The sequence below is a fragment of the Zobellia uliginosa genome (assembly GCF_018860745.1).
Classification (GTDB): Bacteria; Bacteroidota; Bacteroidia; order Flavobacteriales; family Flavobacteriaceae; genus Zobellia; species Zobellia uliginosa_B.
This window is the reverse complement of the sequence record NZ_JAHKPY010000003.1, coordinates 611403-631982: the sequence shown is the minus strand read 5'-3', so window position 1 is coordinate 631982 and position 20580 is coordinate 611403. Positions and strand designations below refer to the sequence as shown.

Below are 20580 nucleotides of genomic sequence, written 5' to 3'. Positions count from 1 at the left end.
ATTTGCCTCTGAACTTGTTCGGTTATTCTCTCCAAATTCCCAAAAATAGGAAACTATTGAACCATCGTTATCGAAAGATTGGTCCCCCGTAAAATCAACACTAAGGGGAGTCGTGCCACTTATGGCAGTTGTTAAAATAACTGCAGTAGGACTATTATTGGGATCATCAACACCTGTTACCGTTACGGTAACTGTTGCCGTATTCGAATTAGAGTTACCATCAGTTATTCTGTATTGAATAGTTGTCGTTTGGGTCTCTCCATCATTCAAACCATCAAAGTCGTTGTTTGTATTGAAATTAAGACCACCCCCGGCGGTTATAGTAAACAAACCGCCATCTGAACCGCCAACGGATTGCCCTACATTCGCTGTGCTACCGCCAATCCAATTGACGGTCAAATCTTCATCTTCGCTATCTGTGTCGTTTGTTAGGATAAGTTCGTTCAAAATACCGGCTTCACCTACTGTAAAAGTGTCATTAACAGCTACAGGTGCTGTGTTCGGATCAACTTCTATTGATAAACTAACACTATTGCTCCGAACAGGATTTCCGTCATCGGTTACCGTTAGAACAACGTTATAAGTATCTGCAGCCGAAAACTTGTGGGTTGGGTCATCTGAAGTCGATGTTCCTCCATCACCAAAATCCCAAAAATAGCTCAAAGAATCATCATCTGGATCAGAGGAGGTACTCCCAGTGAATTTTACCGTCAAGGGAGCTGTTCCATTGAGAACATCGGCTGAAGCAGTGGCTGTTGGACTTTGATTGGCCTGATTAACTTCTATCGTAATAGTCGTTGCTACATTGCTGAGCACAGGACTTCCGTTATCCGTTACTGTTAAAACAACTTCATAAGAACCTGCGGCCGAAAACTCATGAACTGGGTTTTCTGACTCTGATGTACTCCCGTCACCAAAATTCCATAAATAGCTCAAAGTATCATTATCCGGGTCGGAAGAATTGCTACCTGTAAATTTTACCGTCAAAGGGGCGTTTCCATTAGTAAAATCGGCCGAGGAAAGTGCGACCGGAATTCTGTTAGCAATGCCCGCCTCTATCCTGATGGCAGTTGCCGAATTGCTGCGTGGCTGACTTGCATCATCAGTTACCGTCAGAACCACGTCATAGGTGCCTGCCGCAAACTCGTGCGACGGGTTTTCCAGTGTGGAAGTATTACCGTCGCCGAAATCCCAGAAATAGCTCAAGATATCATTTGCATCAGGATCGGAAGAATCGCTACCCGTAAAGTTTACCGTCAAAGGGGCGTTTCCATTAGTAGTATTGGCTGAAGCCACCGCAACCGGAAATTGATTCGCGTTACCTGCTTCTATAGTAATAGCCGATGCCTCATCGCTAAGTGAAGGACTTCCGTCATCGGTTACCGTCAGTACCACGTTATATGTGGTTGGAGATTGGAAAACATGTGTTGGATTTTGCAGTGTGGATGTGCTACCATCACCGAAATCCCATAAATAGCTCAAGGTATCATTATCCGGGTCGGAGGATGTATCCCCTGTAAAGCTTATTGTCAAAGGGGCTTCTCCATTGGTAACATCGGCCGAGGCCACCGCCTTCGGACTTTGATTTGCTTGACTTAATTCTATTGTAATTTCTGGTGCTGTTCCACTACGCACAGGACTTCCGTCGTCTGTGACCGTTAATACCACGTCATATGTGCCCGCTGAAGAAAACTCGTGCGACGGGTTTTCCAATGTGGAATTATTACCGTCGCCGAAATCCCAGAAATAGCTCAAGGTATCATCTGCATCAGGATCGGAAGAATCGCTACCCGTAAATTTTACTGTCAAAGGGGCGTTTCCATTAGTAACATCGGCCGAGGAAACGGCAATCGGAATTTGGTTTGCCTGACCTACTTCTATTGTAATAGTAGTTGCTGTATCACTTCGTTCAGGATTTCCGTCATCGGTTACCGTTAGAACAACGTCATAGGTACCTGCAGCCGAAAACTCGTGAGTTGGATCCTCTGAAATAGATGTGCTACCATCACCAAAATTCCATATATAACTCAAGTCGTCATCGTCTGGGTCAGAAGATGTACTGCCTGTGAATTTTACCGTCAAAGGAGCATTACCGTTTATAGCATCGGCCGAGGAAACTGCGACCGGTATCTTGTTCTGAGCCTCAATAACGGTAAAAGCGACTGTATTGCTACCAGTACCAGTGTCGTTATCGGTGGCTGTAAGCCTGAACACATAATCGCCAGCTACAAGGTCCGTTGCCATGGTGGCCGAAGAGATAGCGTTCGTTATGTTCGCAGCCGGACCACTGTTCTTTGTCCATTCGTAGCTCACAATCGTACCGTCTTCATCAGTGGCACTTCCAGACAGCTCTACTGAATTCGTCGGCAAGGTGATATCCGCAATGTCAACAATACTCACTATAGGTTTCTTCTTGATTGCTGCAGGCATCACCGTAAAGGTTACGGTTGCTGTATCTTCTCCTCCATTGCCGTCACTTACAGTATAGACAATGCTATCTATCCCGCTATAACCAGGATTAGGGGTGTATAACATAGTATTTCCTGAGATTGTAGCCGAACCCTCTTCGTAATTATTTTTTACGGAAATGGTAAGTTCGTCTCCATCAGCGTCGTTAATACGTGTCGAAAGGTCGATACTATTATCTTTACTGTCCTGCTCCACATTAACGGAGAAATCCTCTGCCGTAGGTTGGGTATTGACCGTAACGGTAACCGTTGCTGTAACTTCTCCTCCATTGCCGTCATTTACAGTGTAGACAATGCTATCTATCCCGGTATAGCCTGGTGCCGGGGTATAGACTATGGTATTTCCTGAAACCGTAGCCGTACCATTTCTAAAATCGGATATTATGGCAACCTCAAGTTCGTCCTCATCGGCATCGTTAATATGCGGCGAAAGGTCGATACTATTATCATTGCTATCCCGATTGACACTAACGGGGAAATCTTCTGCCGTAGGTGCAGTGTTCGTTTTAGCAGCTATTATTACGGCAACTGTATAATCCAAGGTACTGTTATCCTCGGCAGTAACAGTGTAGACCACATCGTTAGTGAAGTCGGTCGGTGTTCCCGAAGACGGATTCACAGATTGTCCAAAAAATTCGATTTCCGGAGATAATGCAGTTACATCGGTTCCAAATGGCAAAGTCAACGATATATCGGTACCATTGACTGTTCCCGATACACCATCAACCACGAAACTGTCTATGGATTTGTTGCTGCTACTTGTCACGGTAACATTCACAGTCCAAACTCTTTCATCTTCATTTTCAGCGGTTACCGTATAAGCAACGGGCAGGCTGAAATCTTGTACATCCCCTATTGCAGGGTTCACCGTTGCATTGTCAGAAACGTTCAATACCGAAGGAGCCATATTTAAGTCCGTACCATTGGGAACCGTAACCGTTATCGTACTGGTCGTATCGTCAATATCTACATCGGTCTGACCCGTAAGCTCAAAGGCCGTTATCGCATTTTCAACGCTTCCTTCTGCAGCAGAAACGGTAACGTTCACCGTCCAGTCTTGTTCATCGCCGTTTTCAGCGGTCACCGTGTAAACTACCTGCGTATTAAAATCTTGCACGACATCGATTGCGGGTAAAATAGTCGCATCAAGTGAAACTTCCAAGTTCTGTGGAGCAACATTAAGATCGGTTCCATCTGGGACATTGACCGAAATAATACTGTTATCCGAATCAAAAGTAGAACTATTTTGCCCTGCGATTACAAAAGCGGTAATATCATTGGCACTACTTTCAGTTGGGACGGGAAGAAGTTCTGTAACGTTCACCGTCCATTCTCGTTCATCACCATTTTCTGCGGTCACCGTATAGGTAACGGCACCAGAAAAATCCTGTGCATCCCCTATTGCAGGGTTCACCGTGGCATTGGGAGAGATGTTCAATACCGAAGGAGCGCTATTCAGTTCGGTACCATTAGGTACGGTAACCGTTACTGTGCCGGCCGTGTCGTCTATATCCACATCGGTCTGACCGAGCAGTTCAAAAGCCGTTATCGCGTTGTCCCCGCTTCCCTCAGGGACGGAGACCGTAACGTTCACCGTCCACACTTGAGGTGTCCCGGTCTCGGGGGTCACCGTATAGGTTACCGCCTGGGAAAAATCTTGGACCTGCCCTATGGCAGGGGCCACGGTCGCGCCGGGGGATACCTCCAGCAGCTGAGGCGCTACGTTCAGGTCCGTTCCGTCGGGAACGTTCACCGTTACGGTATTGGTTTCCGGGTCGATCGTGGAACGGTTCTGGTCCTGGAGTCCGAAGGCCGTGATATCGGTATCGCCCGCCACTGGCAGGGTCAATACCTTGGCGGTCACGGTCCATACCTGCTCGGTACCATTGCCCGAAGTCACCGTATATTCAACCGGGGAACTGAAATCACGTGCCTGCAGGAGACCGGGAGCAACGGTCGCACCCTCCGATACCGCCAAGGTTATGGGCGCCACGTTCAGGGCGGTGCCCTCCGGAACGGTAACCGAAACGGTATGCGCCTCCGTATCTATCGTTGCCGTCTCGATCTGACCGTTCAATGCGAAGGCCTCGATAGCGTTCGCCGACAACAGCGATACGCCCGTGATCTCTATCTGTACACTGCCACTGATCTCCGGGTCCGAGACCGAGGTGGCCGTTATCGTGGCCGTTCCCGCAGAAAGACCGGTCAACAGTCCATTATCGTCTATGGAGGCTATCGTATCGTCACTGGAGGACCAGGTCACACTGGGGTCCGTCGCCTCCTCGGGAAGGACGGTGGCCAACAATTGGCGCTCCGTGCCCGTGGCCCCGGGGTCCTCCTGTGAAACGGTGATGCCCGTTACAGGTATCCTATCGGCCTCTATGACCACTACCGTGACCGTATCGCTCGCTTCGGGGTTGGAGACGGAGGTAACGGTTACTTCCGCCGTGCCCAATCCTACGGCGATACAAACATTGTTCTCGTCGATAAACACGATATCAGGGTCACTGGAGACCACCGTCACCCCCTGATCGGTGGCATTGGGTGGGTCGAAAGTGAAAGCGGGAGGGATTTCGTCCCCCAGTTTCATCTTGATCGTATCCTGGCTTACAAGGGTAATGGAAATCACATCGATGAACTCGACTACGTTGAAGTCCAGTCCTGCCTCTATTTCCTGACCGTTACTGTCACGAAGGGTGAAGACCAGCTGTTGCGGGCCTACTTCCGAAGGCGTGAAAACAAGGGGGTAGCTGCCGGGGTCAATAGAACCGTACTCACCGGTCGGAGCATAACCGTTCTCCTCCGATGACCGAAGGCTTCCGGCGCCCGAACCGAAACCGTACAGGGCCTCGTAATCGATATCTTCCGAGGCGTCCCCGGTCTCGAACAAAAGGGACAGGTCCACCGGCTTATCCAGTTCAAGCTCGGAGAGCTCGCTAGATGCCTCCCAGACCACCGGGACATCGACCAGGTCGTACGTGACCTCGATCTCCTGCGACAGGCCGAAGTTATCGGCTCCCGTTATCTTCACCCTGTGCGCTCCCGTTTCGGAGCCTTTGTACATCAGGGAACTGGTCAGGTCCGTAGGCACGGACTGACCTTCCCCTGCTTTCAAGGGGTTACCGTCCATATCCTCAAAATGGCCCTCGCCTTCCAATATCTCGTACGTGAGATTATACTCGTAGTTCTCTAAAATCTCTTCAGGTAAGATCGTAAAAGTGGTGGGAAGTCCCTGGTTTACGAAACCTTCGGCCGTGTGCTGCTCCAAGAGATCGAACTCTACCTCGGTAATGAGCCCTACCTCCTTGGTACAGGCCAATACTATCAAAAATAGACAACAACAGGAAATAAGAATCTTGGGATACTTTTTCATTTCGCAACAGGGGACTAAATATTCCTTTTAAAAATACGTACTCGGTAAAACCTTCCTTATCAAGAAAGTCCTACAAGATATGCAATACGTTTAAATTATAAATAGAACACGACCCTTTTTAATCAAAAGTCCAGTTGAAACGCAAAATTATCGGATAAGGTAGAAAATTAAACTTATCGATTTTTAAAACTTAATTTTCAATTAATTGAAGTAGTATCTTATACCTAGTCCGCTATAATTGGTGAGATTTCCAAAATCACTGTTCACATGATAGAACTGTGAGGTTTTTACCAAAAGGGAAAGGTGTTCCGTGAGTATAATGTCCAGATCAGCCGTAACTACGGCACCGAAAATAAATTTACTCTCTCCATCAACCGAAAGTATATTACTCAACTCAACATCTCCATTGTTAACCGATTCGTAACCCGCCAAGGCCCCTCCACCCAATGAAAGGGATTGCATTTTTCTGTTACGGCTCAAAACCGTTATAAAGTAGGAGTAGCTAGCTGTTACACTTGTATATGGAATACGCACAACTCCACTTTTATAGTTGGTAGAGGTACCATTTAAAGCTATCTGTGTTCGGGTTGTTTCGCTTAAATTAGTGTTGTAAGTTATCTCTCCACCATAACCATCACCAAACAAACCCCCGGATACAGAAAAGGTATTGGAATAAGTTTGAGAAGCAAGTACTATAGGAAAACATAGCAATAAAAATAATATCGTGATATGTTTCAATTGGAGGGAGAATTAATTAGTAAATAATCTAGAGGTAATATGACCAAGTTATCGCTATTTGTCTCTGCCAAAACTACAGAGATTTTTTCTCTGGCGCTAATATTGAAATTTTTAAACACATATACAACTTCATTGATCCCATCCGGATCAATATTTTCCTGAAGATTAAAAGTATACAGAGGATTCATGATTTTCTCGAGTTGGCCTACCTTAGATTTTTTAAAGAAACTGAGCCCGGCAATATTATAAGTCCTTTTTGAGTTATTTTCGATTTGCACTACAAAGTACTTTTCATTTCGATCTACTAAAATATTATTTAAGCGCAAAGCAATTTTTTTGTTCTGTCTAAAACTTCTTTTAAAAACGGTTTTTTGCAAATAGTTATTTTCACAATAAATACGATAATACTCCTCGCGATCCACGTCGTATAAATCTTCGTCGCCCATATCAGCTGTGTTTTCGACTGTGGGGTCCTGTTTGATATTTTTCTCTTTCTGAACCGGGTTATCTATCTCTTTTAATGTACTTTCTGTATCATCAAGATCGCCCCTCACTGCTTCGTTTTCTACCGATTCTTCTTTAGCTTCTTTATTACTAGTATCAGAAGGTTTTATTACATTTTTTGGTTTTTCAGAGCTCTCTATATTACTTGCTATGGTTCTACTAATGGCTTGATCGGTTGTTAGAATAAAACTGAATTCCGGTACCTCTTCTGCATAACTCAATGCAAATGAATAAATATAACCTTGTTCCGTTATGACCAAAAGATTGCTTGGCCTGCCCTTCCCCCCTTTAAGCAGTCCAATATTAGAGTCGTTTTCATAACTAAATTTAAAATTTGCCGCAGGCGCGACTACTTTTTTAATGTTAGATGGAAAAAAAATAGTAGTAGTTACAAAATCATTGGTTTTTAAATTAATCGGGGTCTGCGACCAAAGATTATGACTCGAAAACAACAAGCTACCTAGAAAAAAAATAAGTAATGTAGGGAACGACTTCATAAGTAGGTCTAATTTCTTCAACGACTATGTTAATGTCTTATATGAGAACAAAAAAGGAAAAGTACAAAAATACTAATTAACGGAACAATTAACCAAATAATCGATGAATAGAGAAGTTTGCTGGTTTTAGGAGTTTCTATATAGTTAAACAACGGAATTAAGTTTGGGAAAGAGAACAAAGTTATAGTTTTTAATACCGACCAAATTCAAGACAGTATCCAAAATTTTGTGTAAACAGAATTTTGGATATTGTCTATTTAAAATTAGTTCAATCGATCTCTTGAAATTCCCATTGTATAACTCTTGCTTGGGGAAAATCTTCTGCTGGCAAACCCATTGCCCGAGATTGTTCATTTACTAAAAATGCTTTAAAATAAGTATCCGATGTATTCAAGAGATTTAAGTGAATATCAGTAATCGGTTTTATGTTAGTCCACTGGTCTTCCGATTTGTAATCCGAGAAATAAGAATTTGAATAATCAATATTTGTTATTATAGAGTCATTAGCTCTTTTATAAAGTTCGTTTAATGGGAGGTTTTGCCATTTTGCCATAAAGTCTTGTACTCTGTTAGAAACATACTTTATCGTACCGTTAGTCTCAGTTGGTCTTTCAATTATTGCTCTTCCCATTTTAAAGTAAGAAGGGCAATTCTCCATCAAATTCGTTACAAAATCTGTTGCGAAAGCATAACCTATTTTCTTTTCGTCGGTCGATTTTATTTCTATAGCTATTTCTTTTTTAATCGTATTCACCAAATCAGTATTTTCACTGCTTACCGCTTTTGCAGCTACTAGCATATCCTCTAGAATGACTTGGTTAGATTTCCCATTCATTTCTATATTTTCAATAGCCTTGCAATATTTTTGTGAAAGTTTTTCAACCAAAACATCCTTCTTTTGGGCTTGACAGCTTATTAAAAGTAAAAAGGATATTGCTAGATAAGATTTGTTGAAATTCATATAGCTCTAGGAAATATTGTTTTTCTTCTCTATTTAAAGATATCAATTAATTATTTCCAGATGACTTAAATCTGTCTCCACCTTTTCATACGTGGCGGTATCAACTTCATTCGGTTGTTTTATGACCATTAAACTATCCCTGAATGTCACGATTTCATATAATGGGTCTCCGTTTGAGTAGACCGTGTTGTCAAGGATTTTATATTTTGAGCGAAACCCCATGCCTACCTTATATTCGATTAATTGTCCTTCACTCTCAAAAACCAAATAAAAATGATCCATGCCGTCCCCGTCTTCCGATTCATCATTCGATGCTTCGATAACATCTTCACCATCTATTCTCATGGTGAAGCCTATTTCCGGTTTTGAACGGCGCTCATAATGCCAAGTTCCGTATAAATTCACTTCACTTTCTTGACTTGACACAACAAAAGGCAACGACATAATAAAAACAATAAGGTACCTCATTATTATTTGTATCTATAATATTTATTTTCCCAACTAAATTTTAGTTTTATACATCTTATACTTCCCTATGACCATATGGATATATTCTGATATTTGTAGAACAATACACTGCCTTTACGTGAATGGTCATTTTATTTTACCGTTTTCTCATTTCAAAAAACTATGATAAACCAACTTAATTTCTTGATAATTTTTGTTTACTATTAGGCAATTTAAATCCTGCAGCTATTATTTGAATTGTATCGGTTATCAGAAGCCCTTGCAGTAATTCAGAATGTTCAGGATTACTCGTAGAGTATTTTACCGTATAGTAATCACCGACTTTTACTTTTTGAGCATTATCATAAGAATTACTATTTTCATAAACCTGACCCGACACATAATAGCGGTAGTAAATATATTCTCCTGATGTTATACCTTCCATATAGTCATAAACAAAACCTATGGTATATTCTGAATTTGAATTTATATCATTTTTGATATACCTTGAAACAAAATAGGTTACCGACAATAAAAAACCTACCGCTATGAGAACTCTAATTTTACTTTTATCCAAAATCATTCTCGAAATATAAAATTATTCTTTGGAATCTTTGTTAGCATTATTTTTTTTAGCCGTAGAAATCAAGGTTGATATAGTAAATTGACCTCCGTAATTATAAAAGGCTTACCGTTAGCGCTCGTGTTTTACGAGTGCCGTCCAAGGTACTTCCGTTACAATTTAATCTCATTACCTAAAAATACAAAAGCTATCTAAAATGTTTGAGATAGCTTTCTTTTTAGTTTATTAATGCTCTTACTCTGAACGGCACTCGTTTCAAACGAGCGCTAGCGAGGATCAAGTCCTTGTCAAATATTCGATAAAACCAACCGCGAAAATTATAACAATAACCAATAGGCCTACCTTCAGATTTTCCAAATTCTCTTTTCCTCTATCTTTTCGATAAGCCCGGTCCATTACGTTCCAATCGAATCTATAAACGATTACGAAGCGAACGACAGTTCCAAAGAAACGGGGTACGGCACCAAACATTATTCTTCCTTTTTAGAATTACTTGTACTTTCTACCCCTTCCTCAATACCTTTTGAAATGCCTTCCTCGCTAGCGCTCGTATTTTATGAGTGCCGTCTATGTTTCTTAGATTACATTAATCAACTTATAATCTAAAACTATAAAAGACTTCAGATACTTTGCTTTTAGTTTAACCCTGCTCCTACTTTGTACGGCACTCATAAAATACGAGCGCTAGCAGGAGGAATACTCAATTTACCATTTCATGATCTGATAAATCAACCTCTACCTTTTTATATGTGGTTGGAACATCACTATAAAAATATTTTAATACTAATTTTTCCGAAGTTAATTCCTCTATTCGATAATATGGTTCGTTGTCAGTAAAAATGGTATCGTTTGAAACTCGATACTTAAACTTCATACCCATACCTAACTTATACTCAATTAACTCTCCATTTTCTCCATATACAAGATAGAAACGCTCAACTCCTTCCCTCATATACCTATCAATAACTTTCTGTGATTTAGTGGATTCCTTTTTTCCTTCTATTGATAATGTTTGAAGTGTTTTTCCCGAATCAATTATTCTAGAATATTCCCAAGTTCCCTGTAGTTTGTTTTCAAAACCTTGATTACAGAATAAAAGAAAAATAATTAATGAACTTATGATTAGTTTTAATCTTATCATATTTAACAAAAAGTTAAAAAAAGCACCGCTTAGTTATAATTTATTACAAGTATAATGCGAACTTTAACAAAGTACAGGAATTAATCTTGAAATTGGTTTCTTTTAATCCTTGTTTCAAAAGAAAATCCTGCCTTTAAAATTGCAATTGAATCCGTGATTTCTTTATCTAAAAATATCTTATTAAATCCTGGATTTTCTTGTGAAACATGAACCTCAAAAAACTTGCCTACTATATTAATTTTAGGATAATTATCTATAGGCAAGGCACCACGATAGTCTTCGTTATGTAGCTTAAATTGATATTTAACTGAAAGATTTTTTGCTCCTGATGCTATCTCAATTATTCTACCAATAGTAACCATTTTTCCGTTCTGAATTTTTTTATTGACGTAATTATTATAGACCAAAGATCCAATATACAACAATAACATAAGTACCAAAAACAGAACTAAACCCCTAAAATTCTTATTTACTGATGGTTTTTCAGTCATTTTTTTCTATTTCGAGTTTAAGCTTTATTTCTTCACCCAAAACATTTCCTCCTGCTCCTATAACAGACCCTCCCAAAAAATCAGTCATTAAACCACCAATATTTGGACTCAAATCAGTTAAAGGTTTTGTAAAATTACTTAACTTCTCTCCAGTTTGACTGCCCATTAGACCCGTAAAAGTATTCACTACAAAATTTTGATGGCCTTCATATCCGAACTTTACTCCTTCATTAGAAAATCTTAGTTCAAAAGCAGATTCTGCCACTAGGGAACCCCACCCTCCCGACACCCCGGAAATTAATGGGTCGAAATAGTCAATCTTCTCATCAAATTTAAAGTCATTTGTTGCAAGTTGCCCAAATAAATTAGCTCCTCCATTATAAAGTCCTGTTCTAAAGGAATTAATGGTAAAGGACTTCCCTAAAGAAGAAACAGCAGAGCTTGTTAAACTACTCTTACTTGCCATTACCATCAGAGGTACAGCTTCTGCAGAAGCTATAATGGCGACAGGCAACCCTAAGGTTATAGTAATAATAGATTTTTCATCAATCGTATCATAGGATTTCCAAATTTTGGCGTCTTCTTTTTCACTTACGGTAATCCTCATTATATCTGCGAATAATTTCTTAGAACTAGATATAATATCGCCAATTTCTTTACTTGAAATATCGTACTGTGTTATGCGCTGTTGACCATAAGATGAACCAAGTGCAAACTTTGATTCAATCATCACTTGTTCATGATCAACTATAAAATATCGATTATGGTTCAGACTATTTCTGAAAGCTTCAATATGAAATAGTTCACCGTCATCTTTAAAAAAATACCAATCATACGTCTTAGTATTAGTTCTTTTTATTTCAGCGGTCAAATAACGTTGAAGACCTTTTACTGCAACTTTCTTAATTTTGCTTTTATCAGCAAGAGTCAGTTTTTTGTTCTTTGAAAGACGCACGCTACCCAACGATTTGTTAAGTTCTCGCTTTAACCTTTGCTGACGTGATTTTTGGGTTAGAGCATCCATAGGCTTATTCTCCCCAACTATTTTCAAAAACCATATCACCTACTGTAATCGATTTTGCAGAAATGACTATCCGTTTTTGCATAGGCATCTCATCATTTGCATCAAACTCTTCCTCAAGACTAACACAATAGGCTTTAGAGAATTTAACTTCCTGTAGTTTTGACATGGCATCCCGTTTAAAGAACACAATAGCCCCATCTTTTGTCTGTTCAGGCTCCTTCATCCAATGGAACAAATCGTAATCACCTTATAACTATACAATTGTTACTTCCTGCCCAAATCAAACCCAGCGTTCTTTATTTCAACAGTATCCGTAACTGGCTGATTCAACAACAATTTACTTTCGTTGATTTTCTTGCTTGAATATTTCACCTTAAAGTACTTATTGATCAATGATTCATCAACAGCTTCTATAGCGGTAGTTCCCAATACTTTTCGATCATCTATATAAAATTCATAAAATACAAAATTTGAAGATTTCTCTTTTTGAATTGATAGACATTTTGCTATACCGTAAGTATCTAGACTATTACTTATTGAGGTCTCTAACTTATATGAATCGGAATTTTCATTAGAACGAATAACCGCAGGATAAATCGCTATAAAAAGAAAAAAGATAAGATATAAAAAGACAAGATAAGTACCTTTGCCTCGTTTTTTCCTATCCAAATGTTTAAATTCTTGTAAAAACCCTTTCCACTTGTCCTTGTACAAAAACATATAATAGTGAATTACAAAAATAAAAAGATAAAAAAATAAAAAATAAAGCTTACTTATTCTTTGAACCCCAAAAAGAATACAGATTGAGATGTATACTAAAGAATGTGGAATAGATAAAAAAATCGCCGCAGTATAATGAGCTGTTGGCTTTTCACTACTATATGAAGAATACCACCTGTATATAATGAAAAAAAAATACCTTAAGTATTTAGGAGGCCGTATTTTCTTAAGCCAAACTTCCATTAAAATTTCATTTTTTGAATATTTACGCTTGGGGCCACATAGGTGTTATCTATTTTAACCTGTCTTTCTTCTCTATATAAATCAATTATTTCGTTTTCTACAGGAGGTACATAGTCAATTTGAAATTTCAAAGATTTAATTCCATTACCATGCATTACCTTAATCTCTTGCAGTGCGTTCTTATTATATTCTTCTTGAGATATACCACTAGGTTGCCCAAAATCACCAAAGGCTCCGAATGCATCAGCTATAAAATAAGTCCCTGAAATAGCCCAACCCACTACTGGAATAAATGCTACAACACTCATTGTAATATCTAAACCTGATTTAAAATACACCTCTTTTCTATTTGAATCATTGCTCATACTAGCATTGATAATCTCAATTGTAGAAAAACCTACTGAAAGTGCAAAAAACACATTTCCAACAACTTTAAAACCCTTGGCGGCTTTAGCTCCACGAATTCTTGCGCTATTGGCACTGACTTTAAGTTTGTTTTGCTCAAACCCTTTGACACTTCTTATTTCATCAAAATTAGCCCATTTACCATCCAACATTTTAAACTTTCCAGCTCCATTTGCATAGTTCCTACCGCCTCCTTTACGTGGAATCCTTAATATATCATCATAATTAATATAATGCTGAGCCATAGTAAATGCCTCTAACTCTCCAGCAACAAGACCCACGCTCCCGACTGCAAATTTAGCTCCTGCATAAAGTGGATCTTGGTAAAATATACTTTTATCCAATTCGCTCATTGCAAAATCATCTGCGTTACCCGAATATGAAAATTCATTACCTTCTACGGTAGTATCATAATCAATATAGGCTACCCTAAAATTAGTTGTTGGATCATAGGCACTAACTTTGACCAAGGGTGCATTGTAGGTTTCCGGGGAAGTGTTCACCTGAAAATCTATTTGTGATTCTTTGGAAAAAAGAAACCATTGAGTGCCATCAAATACTTTCGTTCCATTTGGAGTATCTCGTACATAATTACTCATATCAACCTTAACTACCTCTTCTGGCTGACTCATATCTTGTAAAGCGGACTCAACCCTTGTAGAATTGCCCTGCATTGCCAAATCGATTTGGTACATGCTCTTTGAAATATCAACTTTGGTATTGTCCAACTGCACCTTAAGTAAATCCAAAAAAGCATCCCTAGGGTCATTCCCATAGGCATTTCTTTTGGCGTCTGCCCAAGATTTGGCAATTGCAGGTTGAAGGATACTATCCAACTCTTTTAGTAATTCTTCTTCCATAAATTAAAGATTTTACTCGCCCCACTGATTTTCAAAATTCATATCTCCAATAGTAATGGTTTTTGCAGAAATGACGATTCTTTTTTGCATGGGCCTAGAACTTATAGCATCAAAATTCTCTGTAAGTTTAACACAAAATCCTTTGGTAAACTTCACTTCTTGTAGTTTTGACATGGCATCACGTTTAAAGAAAACGATGGTACCATCTTTTGTTTGTTCAGGCTCATTCATCCAATGAAACAAATCATATTCACCCTTTGATTCAAGAGTGACCATAATTTGCCCTCCTCTTGGTTTACCTGATGGTTTGCCTGTTCCATCAATAGGCTGTTCAAAATTATAGGTACAGTTAAGCACATTATATATCTGCCCGTCAACAGTAAGTTTTGCTAAAAATGACATAATTATTCAGGTTTTAAAAATAGCGGGGTATTGTTTATAGGTTCACTTTTGAGCAAAACCATCCTAACCAAAACCCAAGTTTTTGTTTATTATTCTCTATAACAAGACTTTAGAAGCTGTAGCTTCGTTTAGATTTGCCTTATTTATTGTTGTGCGTATTCCGTATCCCACTCCGCACCATCATCACCTTTCTGACCATCCATTTTGATCATAAAGTTCTTGGCCGGGAAATAAGGTTTAAGGTGGACATCTAAATAAATACGGTCTTTTTGATTCGGGTCTTGTTCAAACCTACGAATATCAAAATTCTCGATCAGCTTGTCCGGTCCGGTAATTTCATCTAAAAACCGTACAATCTGCGATTGTATCTCGTTACGGGTCTTGGTGCTAAAGTTCTCAAAAGCCCTACGGTTTAAAAAGTCCATTAATACTTTGGCCACATAATCAAACACACGAACTACAGAATAGGTCTGAAGACCTAGGTTATCTCCATTAAAAAGTGTCTTGGCAGAAAAGGCCATAACCTTACCGTATTCGTTAACCATAGGTACCAAACCTAGATTTTCCAAATTGGCGATTTCGCTTTTTCTTAAATCAAACTTAACTCCGTCTACTTCACTAAGGCCACCGTGTTTTTTACCGGCGGTTACCTGAGACATCAAGGTTTTGTAAATTTTACCTGCAAGCGCACCAGAAGGCGGTACGTGTACATCTTCTTCTTCACCAACTTCGGCATGTTTACCACGGCCTACTAACCAGTTACAGGTCATGATAGTGTTGGACAAATACATATCGCCACTAGCAAGATTGGCGCTTTCGAACATTTCCATTACATCGTCCGGCTCATCTAAATGTGCAAAATCGGTCACTAAGGTCACTTTGTTGTCATGTGCTACTTTGGCCCATTTATCAACTACTGATTTAGAACCTAAATACCCAGGAAGTACCATTAGCGAATAATTTTCGCGAAGGTCCAAACGGTCATATTTATCAACCAGTTCTTCACGAATGTGATCAAAGAAACGGGTATTGTCCAAATCCGTAAGTTGATCAAGTTCCGCATTTATAACGGAAACGTTCTTTAAGGAAGGTAAATCTGTATTTTTGTAAAATAAGGCTACGGAACGGTATGAAGTTTCCAATTCTCGAGTTTCCTCTAAAGCCGACTTCAAATTTTTTGTAAGTACCTGTTGCGCCAATTCTGCCTTATCATCTGCAGCTTGTACCAATGAAATGATATCATCACCAGATTTAAGGGTTTCAGACCAAAGCTCTAATTTTTTCAATAAATCGTTACGCTCTTGTTTTTTACTGTTTTCAGTAAGAAACATTTTTCGTCTTGCCTTACGATCAGGATTCAGGTTCTGTACGTCATCAATGGCAGATTCCAAAAGGTCGTACCCGCCATATTTAACTAGTCCGTCCGATTTTTCCTTTATCTGTTCCGCATAAGGTTTCTCACTTAGCTGTGCGGCTTTTTGGTTGTTCTGTGTATCAGCCATGTAAATTTATTTAGTGTTTTTAATTTCATCGATCAAAGCATCGATAGTATCTACCAAAGATTTTTTAGCTTCCGGATCTTCCAAAGCGGCTTTTAAAATCTTATTGGTCTTTAATTGCTTGATCATTTTTTTATATTGATCGCTCTCAATTTCAAGCTCTTTTAAAAAAACACTATTATTGGTAATGCCTTTTTTGCCAAAATCACCCAGATTTCTGAATTTTAAGGTTTCGTTTACCGTGCCACCATCCTTATCTTCAAAAGGGATTTTAAGTTCGGGTTCATAATGCTCAAAAACGTCTTCAACGGTTCTAAGACCCTCTACAACTTCGGGTTTTACGGGTGCGTTAGGGGTAAGCTTACCGGCAATCAAAGCCCTGTTTTGTGGAATGACGTTCAACGCTTCGTTAGCATCGCCTTTCACTTCATTACCACCAATACCTACGTTATCAATAGCCATATTTATATTTTTTTAATTTTTAAATTTACTCAAAAAAATGGTATATGCAAGCAAAGTACTTGAATGAGCTTGCGTAAGTTTTTCTTTACTCCCATTTAAATATGATACACACTAAAAAACTACATGTAATGTTTACAACACCTTATTACGCAGGTGTTACTAAAAATAAGTCCTTACACTACCCTATAACCGTAAAGATTACAAAAATAGTATTGTGGACGACCATAAATACCTAGTGTGCTCGTGAGAAAAGTAAAAAAAAGGAGGCATTTACCAGCCTCCTTTTAATAATATTTGGAATTAAATGGATTACATTACCCATTCGTTCTGGTGCTGACCACCACCAATACTTAATTCTTTTGCAGATAAAGTAAAGGTCTCCGTTAAAGGATTGGTACCAGAAGCATCAAAGTTTTCTCTGTACTTTACCATGTAAGCTTCGGTAAACTTAATTTCTTTAAGTTTAGCATCCGTATCTCTTTTCGTGTAAGTAATAGATCCATCTTTTTTACCGAAGTTATCCATCATTAATTCAACACCGGTAGTGTCGTCATTGGATTCTACAGTAACAGTAATCTTACCTCCTCTTGTTACAGAAGACGGGCGACCTGTTGGATCTGTTTCTTGAAAAAGATCGTAGTTACAATTTAAAACATTGTACTCTTTTCCTCCTAAATTCAATTTAGCTTTGAAAGACATAAAAAATAATTTTTGTGGTAATTAATACCTGATTTATATAAAAAAAAACGTCAATAAGACGCTGCTAAACTATTAATTATCTGATACTATCCAAAGATTTTTCGATAAAATGCAACATTAAATAATTATTAAGTAAAAAAAATGAAGGAAAAGAAGGTCTTTGTTACGCACGAAAATACCACCTATAATTTGAAGTAAAATTCTCCTAAATAAGATTAATACTGTCAGTTAATTTCCCCTACTCAAGCCCTGCGGTTCACAGGCCCATAGTTTAATGGAATAACCCCGCTTGGTTTTTAGGCTTTTAAGATTTAAACCAATTGAGAGATTATTTATTCTGTAGAAATAAGCAAGAATTATCCATCATAAAAACCTCTAGCTCATTTATATTGAATATCACTAGATTATAATTAATGCGAATAATTTGATTAAATGAGCGTGCCTAAATTTTTAAAAGCTCTTCCAGAACAATCCTTTTTTTGTACGCATATCTACCGTCATACTTTTTATGCAACCTGTTTTTTTGTCTCTATAAAGCTTAAGACTGTTAATTTCAATCTTAACATCCCGCACAGCTTTAAAGAACTGGCTAACGGTAAAACGGTCTCCGCTTTTGTTGAAAACAGGAATGTTAGTGACACAAAAATAATTCCGAATACTAACATCGTCAAGATTTCTTACCGAGTATCTTACTAGCATATCCTCTATCTCTTCACTAGAAATCTCAATATAAGGTGGTGCATCTATGGTATCACTATCTTCTACTACCGGTTTTTCCTCTTTTGGAGCTTCAGGAATTGTTGCCAAGACATTTTCTATAGGTGCACTTGCATTTCGGCTTCTTCCTATCCGCTCTTTCTTTTTAGAAGGGTAAACTGTTAAAATCCGTTTTGCTTCGTGCCTTCGGTCTCCGTTTACAACTAGCAGGATTGTTTTTTCGCCCGGCGTCTTATATGTATATCTTTCTCTTCTATCATTTCCATCTACCGCTGCGGTTTCGCCAAAGCTCCATTGCCAAGAATTGGCAAACTTAGAGTCGTTAAAAAACTCAACTTCATCTCCTACCCTGACTTTTTTAGGTAAAACAATATTAGGTATAAGCTTTGCATCACGTACTATCTTGTCTTTTGTAATTACAATTTCGCGTGAAGCCATGCACTCACCGTTCATTTGCAATGAAACAGAATATTTACCTGGTTTTTTAAATTGATGAACGACATCTGAACGGTATGCTTCAGATTCATTATCCCCAAAATTCCAGGTCCAATTAAATCCTGAACTATCCGTACTTTTGAATTCGATAAGATCTTCCGTGGTGTAAGAATTGGAAATGATCTCAAAATCAACATTACTACAATCCACCTCACTATTCAGACGGAAAGAAAAAAGTGCTAATCCAACAAGGAACAATACTAAAAAAGTGATAAACACGTTACTATCAAAGTGAGTTTTAATACTTTTATTATTCATAATTAATCTCTAATTTTATCCATTCTTCCTTTCAATTAAATGTACGATTTTTTATATGAAATTAAAACTGTCTTTTTTTTTAATTATTGCATTACTTGCCGGTTGCGCCAATAAAACTGCTGTAGCGGGCCAAGGCGAGTACTACAGGCAAGAAATAGAAAAATCAAAACGTTTGGCAGCCGAAAAAGAAGCACAAGATAAAAAACAAATTACTATTGTTGAACCTTCTTACCTAACCGAAGAACAAAGACTTGATTTTTCTAAGTTATTGGGCATCCCTTATGAAGATATAAAGAACGAAAAATTATATGCGAATATAGATGATTGGATGGACACGCCTTACCTGTGGGGAGGCACAACTAAAAATGGTGTAGACTGCTCAGCGTATGTACAAGATATTTACCAGAAAGTTTATGGTTTTGAATTACCAAGAACCTCAATAGAGCAGTTTAATTATGATATTAAAGCACACTTTTCCGGTCAAAAATTCTTACAACAAGGTGATCTACTGTTTTTTAGATTACGAGATGAAGACCGAGTGGTTTCCCATGTAGGAATCTATCTTCAAAATGGAAAGTTTACAGGCTCCAATTCTCCCAAGGGAGTTCAAATTGCGGATTTGAACTCAAAATACTGGCAAGATAGATTTGTTTCCGGTGCACGTTTGCTCAAAAACCTGTAATAATGAAGACCTTATCCCCAGAACAAATACAACAAGAACTGTTTGATCTTAATTTTGATTTAAAAGCGGAAACTTTTATCTCTTATTTAAATGAAGAGACTGAGCTAGATATTGTACTTGTAGATTTTTTTAAAAGACGCTTTAGTAAGGATATTACATCTGTACAAGAGAGTTTAGACAAAAGTAATACCACGGAGATTTCTCTGAGCCGTAGAAGTTTTTATAATATTTTCCCCGAAAGATTTTTTCATCGTACCTACTCCAGCACCCCTTTTGTTGAAACCATGGTTACGGATTACAACGGAAGAAAAATAGAAGAAGAAAATGCCAGGAAGTTTTTTAAGCCTTTAGAAACCGAGTTTTTTCTTCAGCGGGTTGCCATAGAATCAGCCGAAGACCTTACCTTTAAATCTTTAGGAAGCCCGGAGTTGGTTGGTTTTTTATTGAACCTTTGGCAGATAGATCCAAGGATTCCCGGAAATATAGCCGCAAAGATATTAAAGACTATGCCCTTCATGTACAAGATAGCCGGGGATTTGCCGTTGTTACAACTAGTATTGGAGAATATCATTGAAGAAAAACTAATTATTAAACAGGACTATGCCACGATAGCGGCGGAGACAAAACAAGAACCATGGCAATTGGGCATAAACATGGCAACAGAAGGAAAACCAATTACTTTTCTTCCAAAATATATTTTTATTATTGACAAAATAAGACGACCTGAAAAAATAGTTGATTATATGCCAGATGGAAAAATTCACGCATTAATGAATTTCTTTTTGGAACACACCTTACCTTATGAGGCCGATTTTGAAATACAATTTACGTTGGCCGAAAAAGAAAGAGAATTTGTGATGAGTGAAGACATATATTCCGGAAGACTCGGCGTTTCCGCTACAATTTAGACC

Annotated in this window: 19 protein-coding genes; 2 read left to right on the top strand and 17 right to left on the bottom strand. The window is 38.6% G+C overall.

Translation table 11 applies throughout. From position 1 onward, the window contains the following. The 17 genes from KO521_RS06430 to KO521_RS06350 all read right to left on the bottom strand — a co-directional run. Positions 1-5058, bottom strand: a 5058-nt coding sequence (locus KO521_RS06430) for a PKD domain-containing protein (RefSeq protein WP_215939077.1), incomplete at its 3' end; no start/stop codon positions are given. Between the two features lie 984 nt (positions 5059-6042). Further along, the gene (locus tag KO521_RS06425; protein WP_215939076.1) at positions 6043-6579 is read right to left on the bottom strand and encodes a conjugal transfer protein TraO; all 537 of its coding nucleotides are present in this window, start codon (positions 6577-6579) and stop codon (positions 6043-6045) included. Further along, a complete protein-coding gene (locus tag KO521_RS06420) occupies positions 6576-7580 on the bottom strand; it encodes a DUF4138 domain-containing protein (RefSeq protein ID WP_215939075.1) in 1005 nt (334 codons plus the stop codon). Before KO521_RS06420 ends, KO521_RS06425 begins: the two co-directional genes overlap by 4 nt. Positions 7581-7848: 268 nt before the next feature. After that, the gene (locus tag KO521_RS06415; RefSeq protein WP_215939074.1) at positions 7849-8541 is read right to left on the bottom strand and encodes a hypothetical protein; all 693 of its coding nucleotides are present in this window, start codon (positions 8539-8541) and stop codon (positions 7849-7851) included. A 42-nt stretch (positions 8542-8583) separates the two neighbouring features. Continuing rightward, positions 8584-9009, bottom strand: coding sequence for a hypothetical protein (locus KO521_RS06410; protein WP_215939073.1), 426 nt, complete (start codon positions 9007-9009; stop codon positions 8584-8586). Between the two features lie 175 nt (positions 9010-9184). Next, positions 9185-9571: a hypothetical protein gene (locus tag KO521_RS06405; RefSeq protein ID WP_215939072.1), complete on the bottom strand. Its 387-nt coding sequence runs from the start codon at positions 9569-9571 to the stop codon at positions 9185-9187. A gap of 700 nt (positions 9572-10271) precedes the next feature. Further along, positions 10272-10712 carry a hypothetical protein gene (locus tag KO521_RS06400; RefSeq protein WP_215939071.1) on the bottom strand — a complete coding sequence of 147 codons (441 nt, stop codon included), beginning with the start codon at positions 10710-10712 and terminating at the stop codon, positions 10272-10274. A gap of 80 nt (positions 10713-10792) precedes the next feature. After that, complete coding sequence (locus KO521_RS06395; RefSeq protein WP_215939070.1) at positions 10793-11203, bottom strand: hypothetical protein; 411 nt, start codon at positions 11201-11203, stop codon at positions 10793-10795. Then, a complete protein-coding gene (locus KO521_RS06390) occupies positions 11196-12227 on the bottom strand; it encodes a hypothetical protein (RefSeq protein ID WP_215939069.1) in 1032 nt (343 codons plus the stop codon). The genes KO521_RS06395 and KO521_RS06390 overlap by 8 nt, the downstream gene beginning before the upstream one ends. 4 nt (positions 12228-12231) lie before the next feature. Then, complete coding sequence (tssD, locus tag KO521_RS06385; protein WP_215939068.1) at positions 12232-12450, bottom strand: type VI secretion system tube protein TssD; 219 nt, start codon at positions 12448-12450, stop codon at positions 12232-12234. A 41-nt stretch (positions 12451-12491) separates the two neighbouring features. Next, the gene (locus KO521_RS06380) at positions 12492-12947 is read right to left on the bottom strand and encodes a hypothetical protein (protein ID WP_215939067.1); all 456 of its coding nucleotides are present in this window, start codon (positions 12945-12947) and stop codon (positions 12492-12494) included. Between the two features lie 242 nt (positions 12948-13189). Continuing rightward, the gene (locus tag KO521_RS06375) at positions 13190-14455 is read right to left on the bottom strand and encodes a hypothetical protein (RefSeq protein WP_215939066.1); all 1266 of its coding nucleotides are present in this window, start codon (positions 14453-14455) and stop codon (positions 13190-13192) included. Between the two features lie 12 nt (positions 14456-14467). After that, positions 14468-14857 carry a type VI secretion system tube protein TssD gene (tssD, locus tag KO521_RS06370; protein WP_215939065.1) on the bottom strand — a complete coding sequence of 130 codons (390 nt, stop codon included), beginning with the start codon at positions 14855-14857 and terminating at the stop codon, positions 14468-14470. 143 nt (positions 14858-15000) lie between these two features. Next, entirely contained in the window at positions 15001-16359 is a 1359-nt protein-coding gene (locus KO521_RS06365; protein ID WP_215939064.1) for a DUF5458 family protein, read from the bottom strand. A gap of 6 nt (positions 16360-16365) precedes the next feature. Beyond that, positions 16366-16818 (bottom strand): hypothetical protein, encoded by a 453-nt coding sequence (locus KO521_RS06360; RefSeq protein ID WP_215939063.1) that lies wholly within the window; start codon positions 16816-16818, stop codon positions 16366-16368. A gap of 309 nt (positions 16819-17127) precedes the next feature. After that, positions 17128-17517, bottom strand: coding sequence for a type VI secretion system tube protein TssD (gene tssD, locus KO521_RS06355; protein WP_215939062.1), 390 nt, complete (start codon positions 17515-17517; stop codon positions 17128-17130). Positions 17518-17967: 450 nt separating this feature from the next. Then, entirely contained in the window at positions 17968-18987 is a 1020-nt protein-coding gene (locus KO521_RS06350) for a PKD domain-containing protein (RefSeq protein ID WP_215939061.1), read from the bottom strand. A 55-nt stretch (positions 18988-19042) separates the two neighbouring features. On the opposite strand from KO521_RS06350, the gene KO521_RS06345 reads away from it, so the two are divergent. Then, positions 19043-19669, top strand: coding sequence for a C40 family peptidase (locus KO521_RS06345; RefSeq protein WP_215939060.1), 627 nt, complete (start codon positions 19043-19045; stop codon positions 19667-19669). Positions 19670-19671: 2 nt separating this feature from the next. Then, positions 19672-20577, top strand: a complete 906-nt coding sequence (locus KO521_RS06340) for a hypothetical protein (RefSeq protein ID WP_215939059.1) — start codon at positions 19672-19674, stop codon at positions 20575-20577. The last annotated feature ends 3 nt before the right edge of the window (positions 20578-20580 follow it).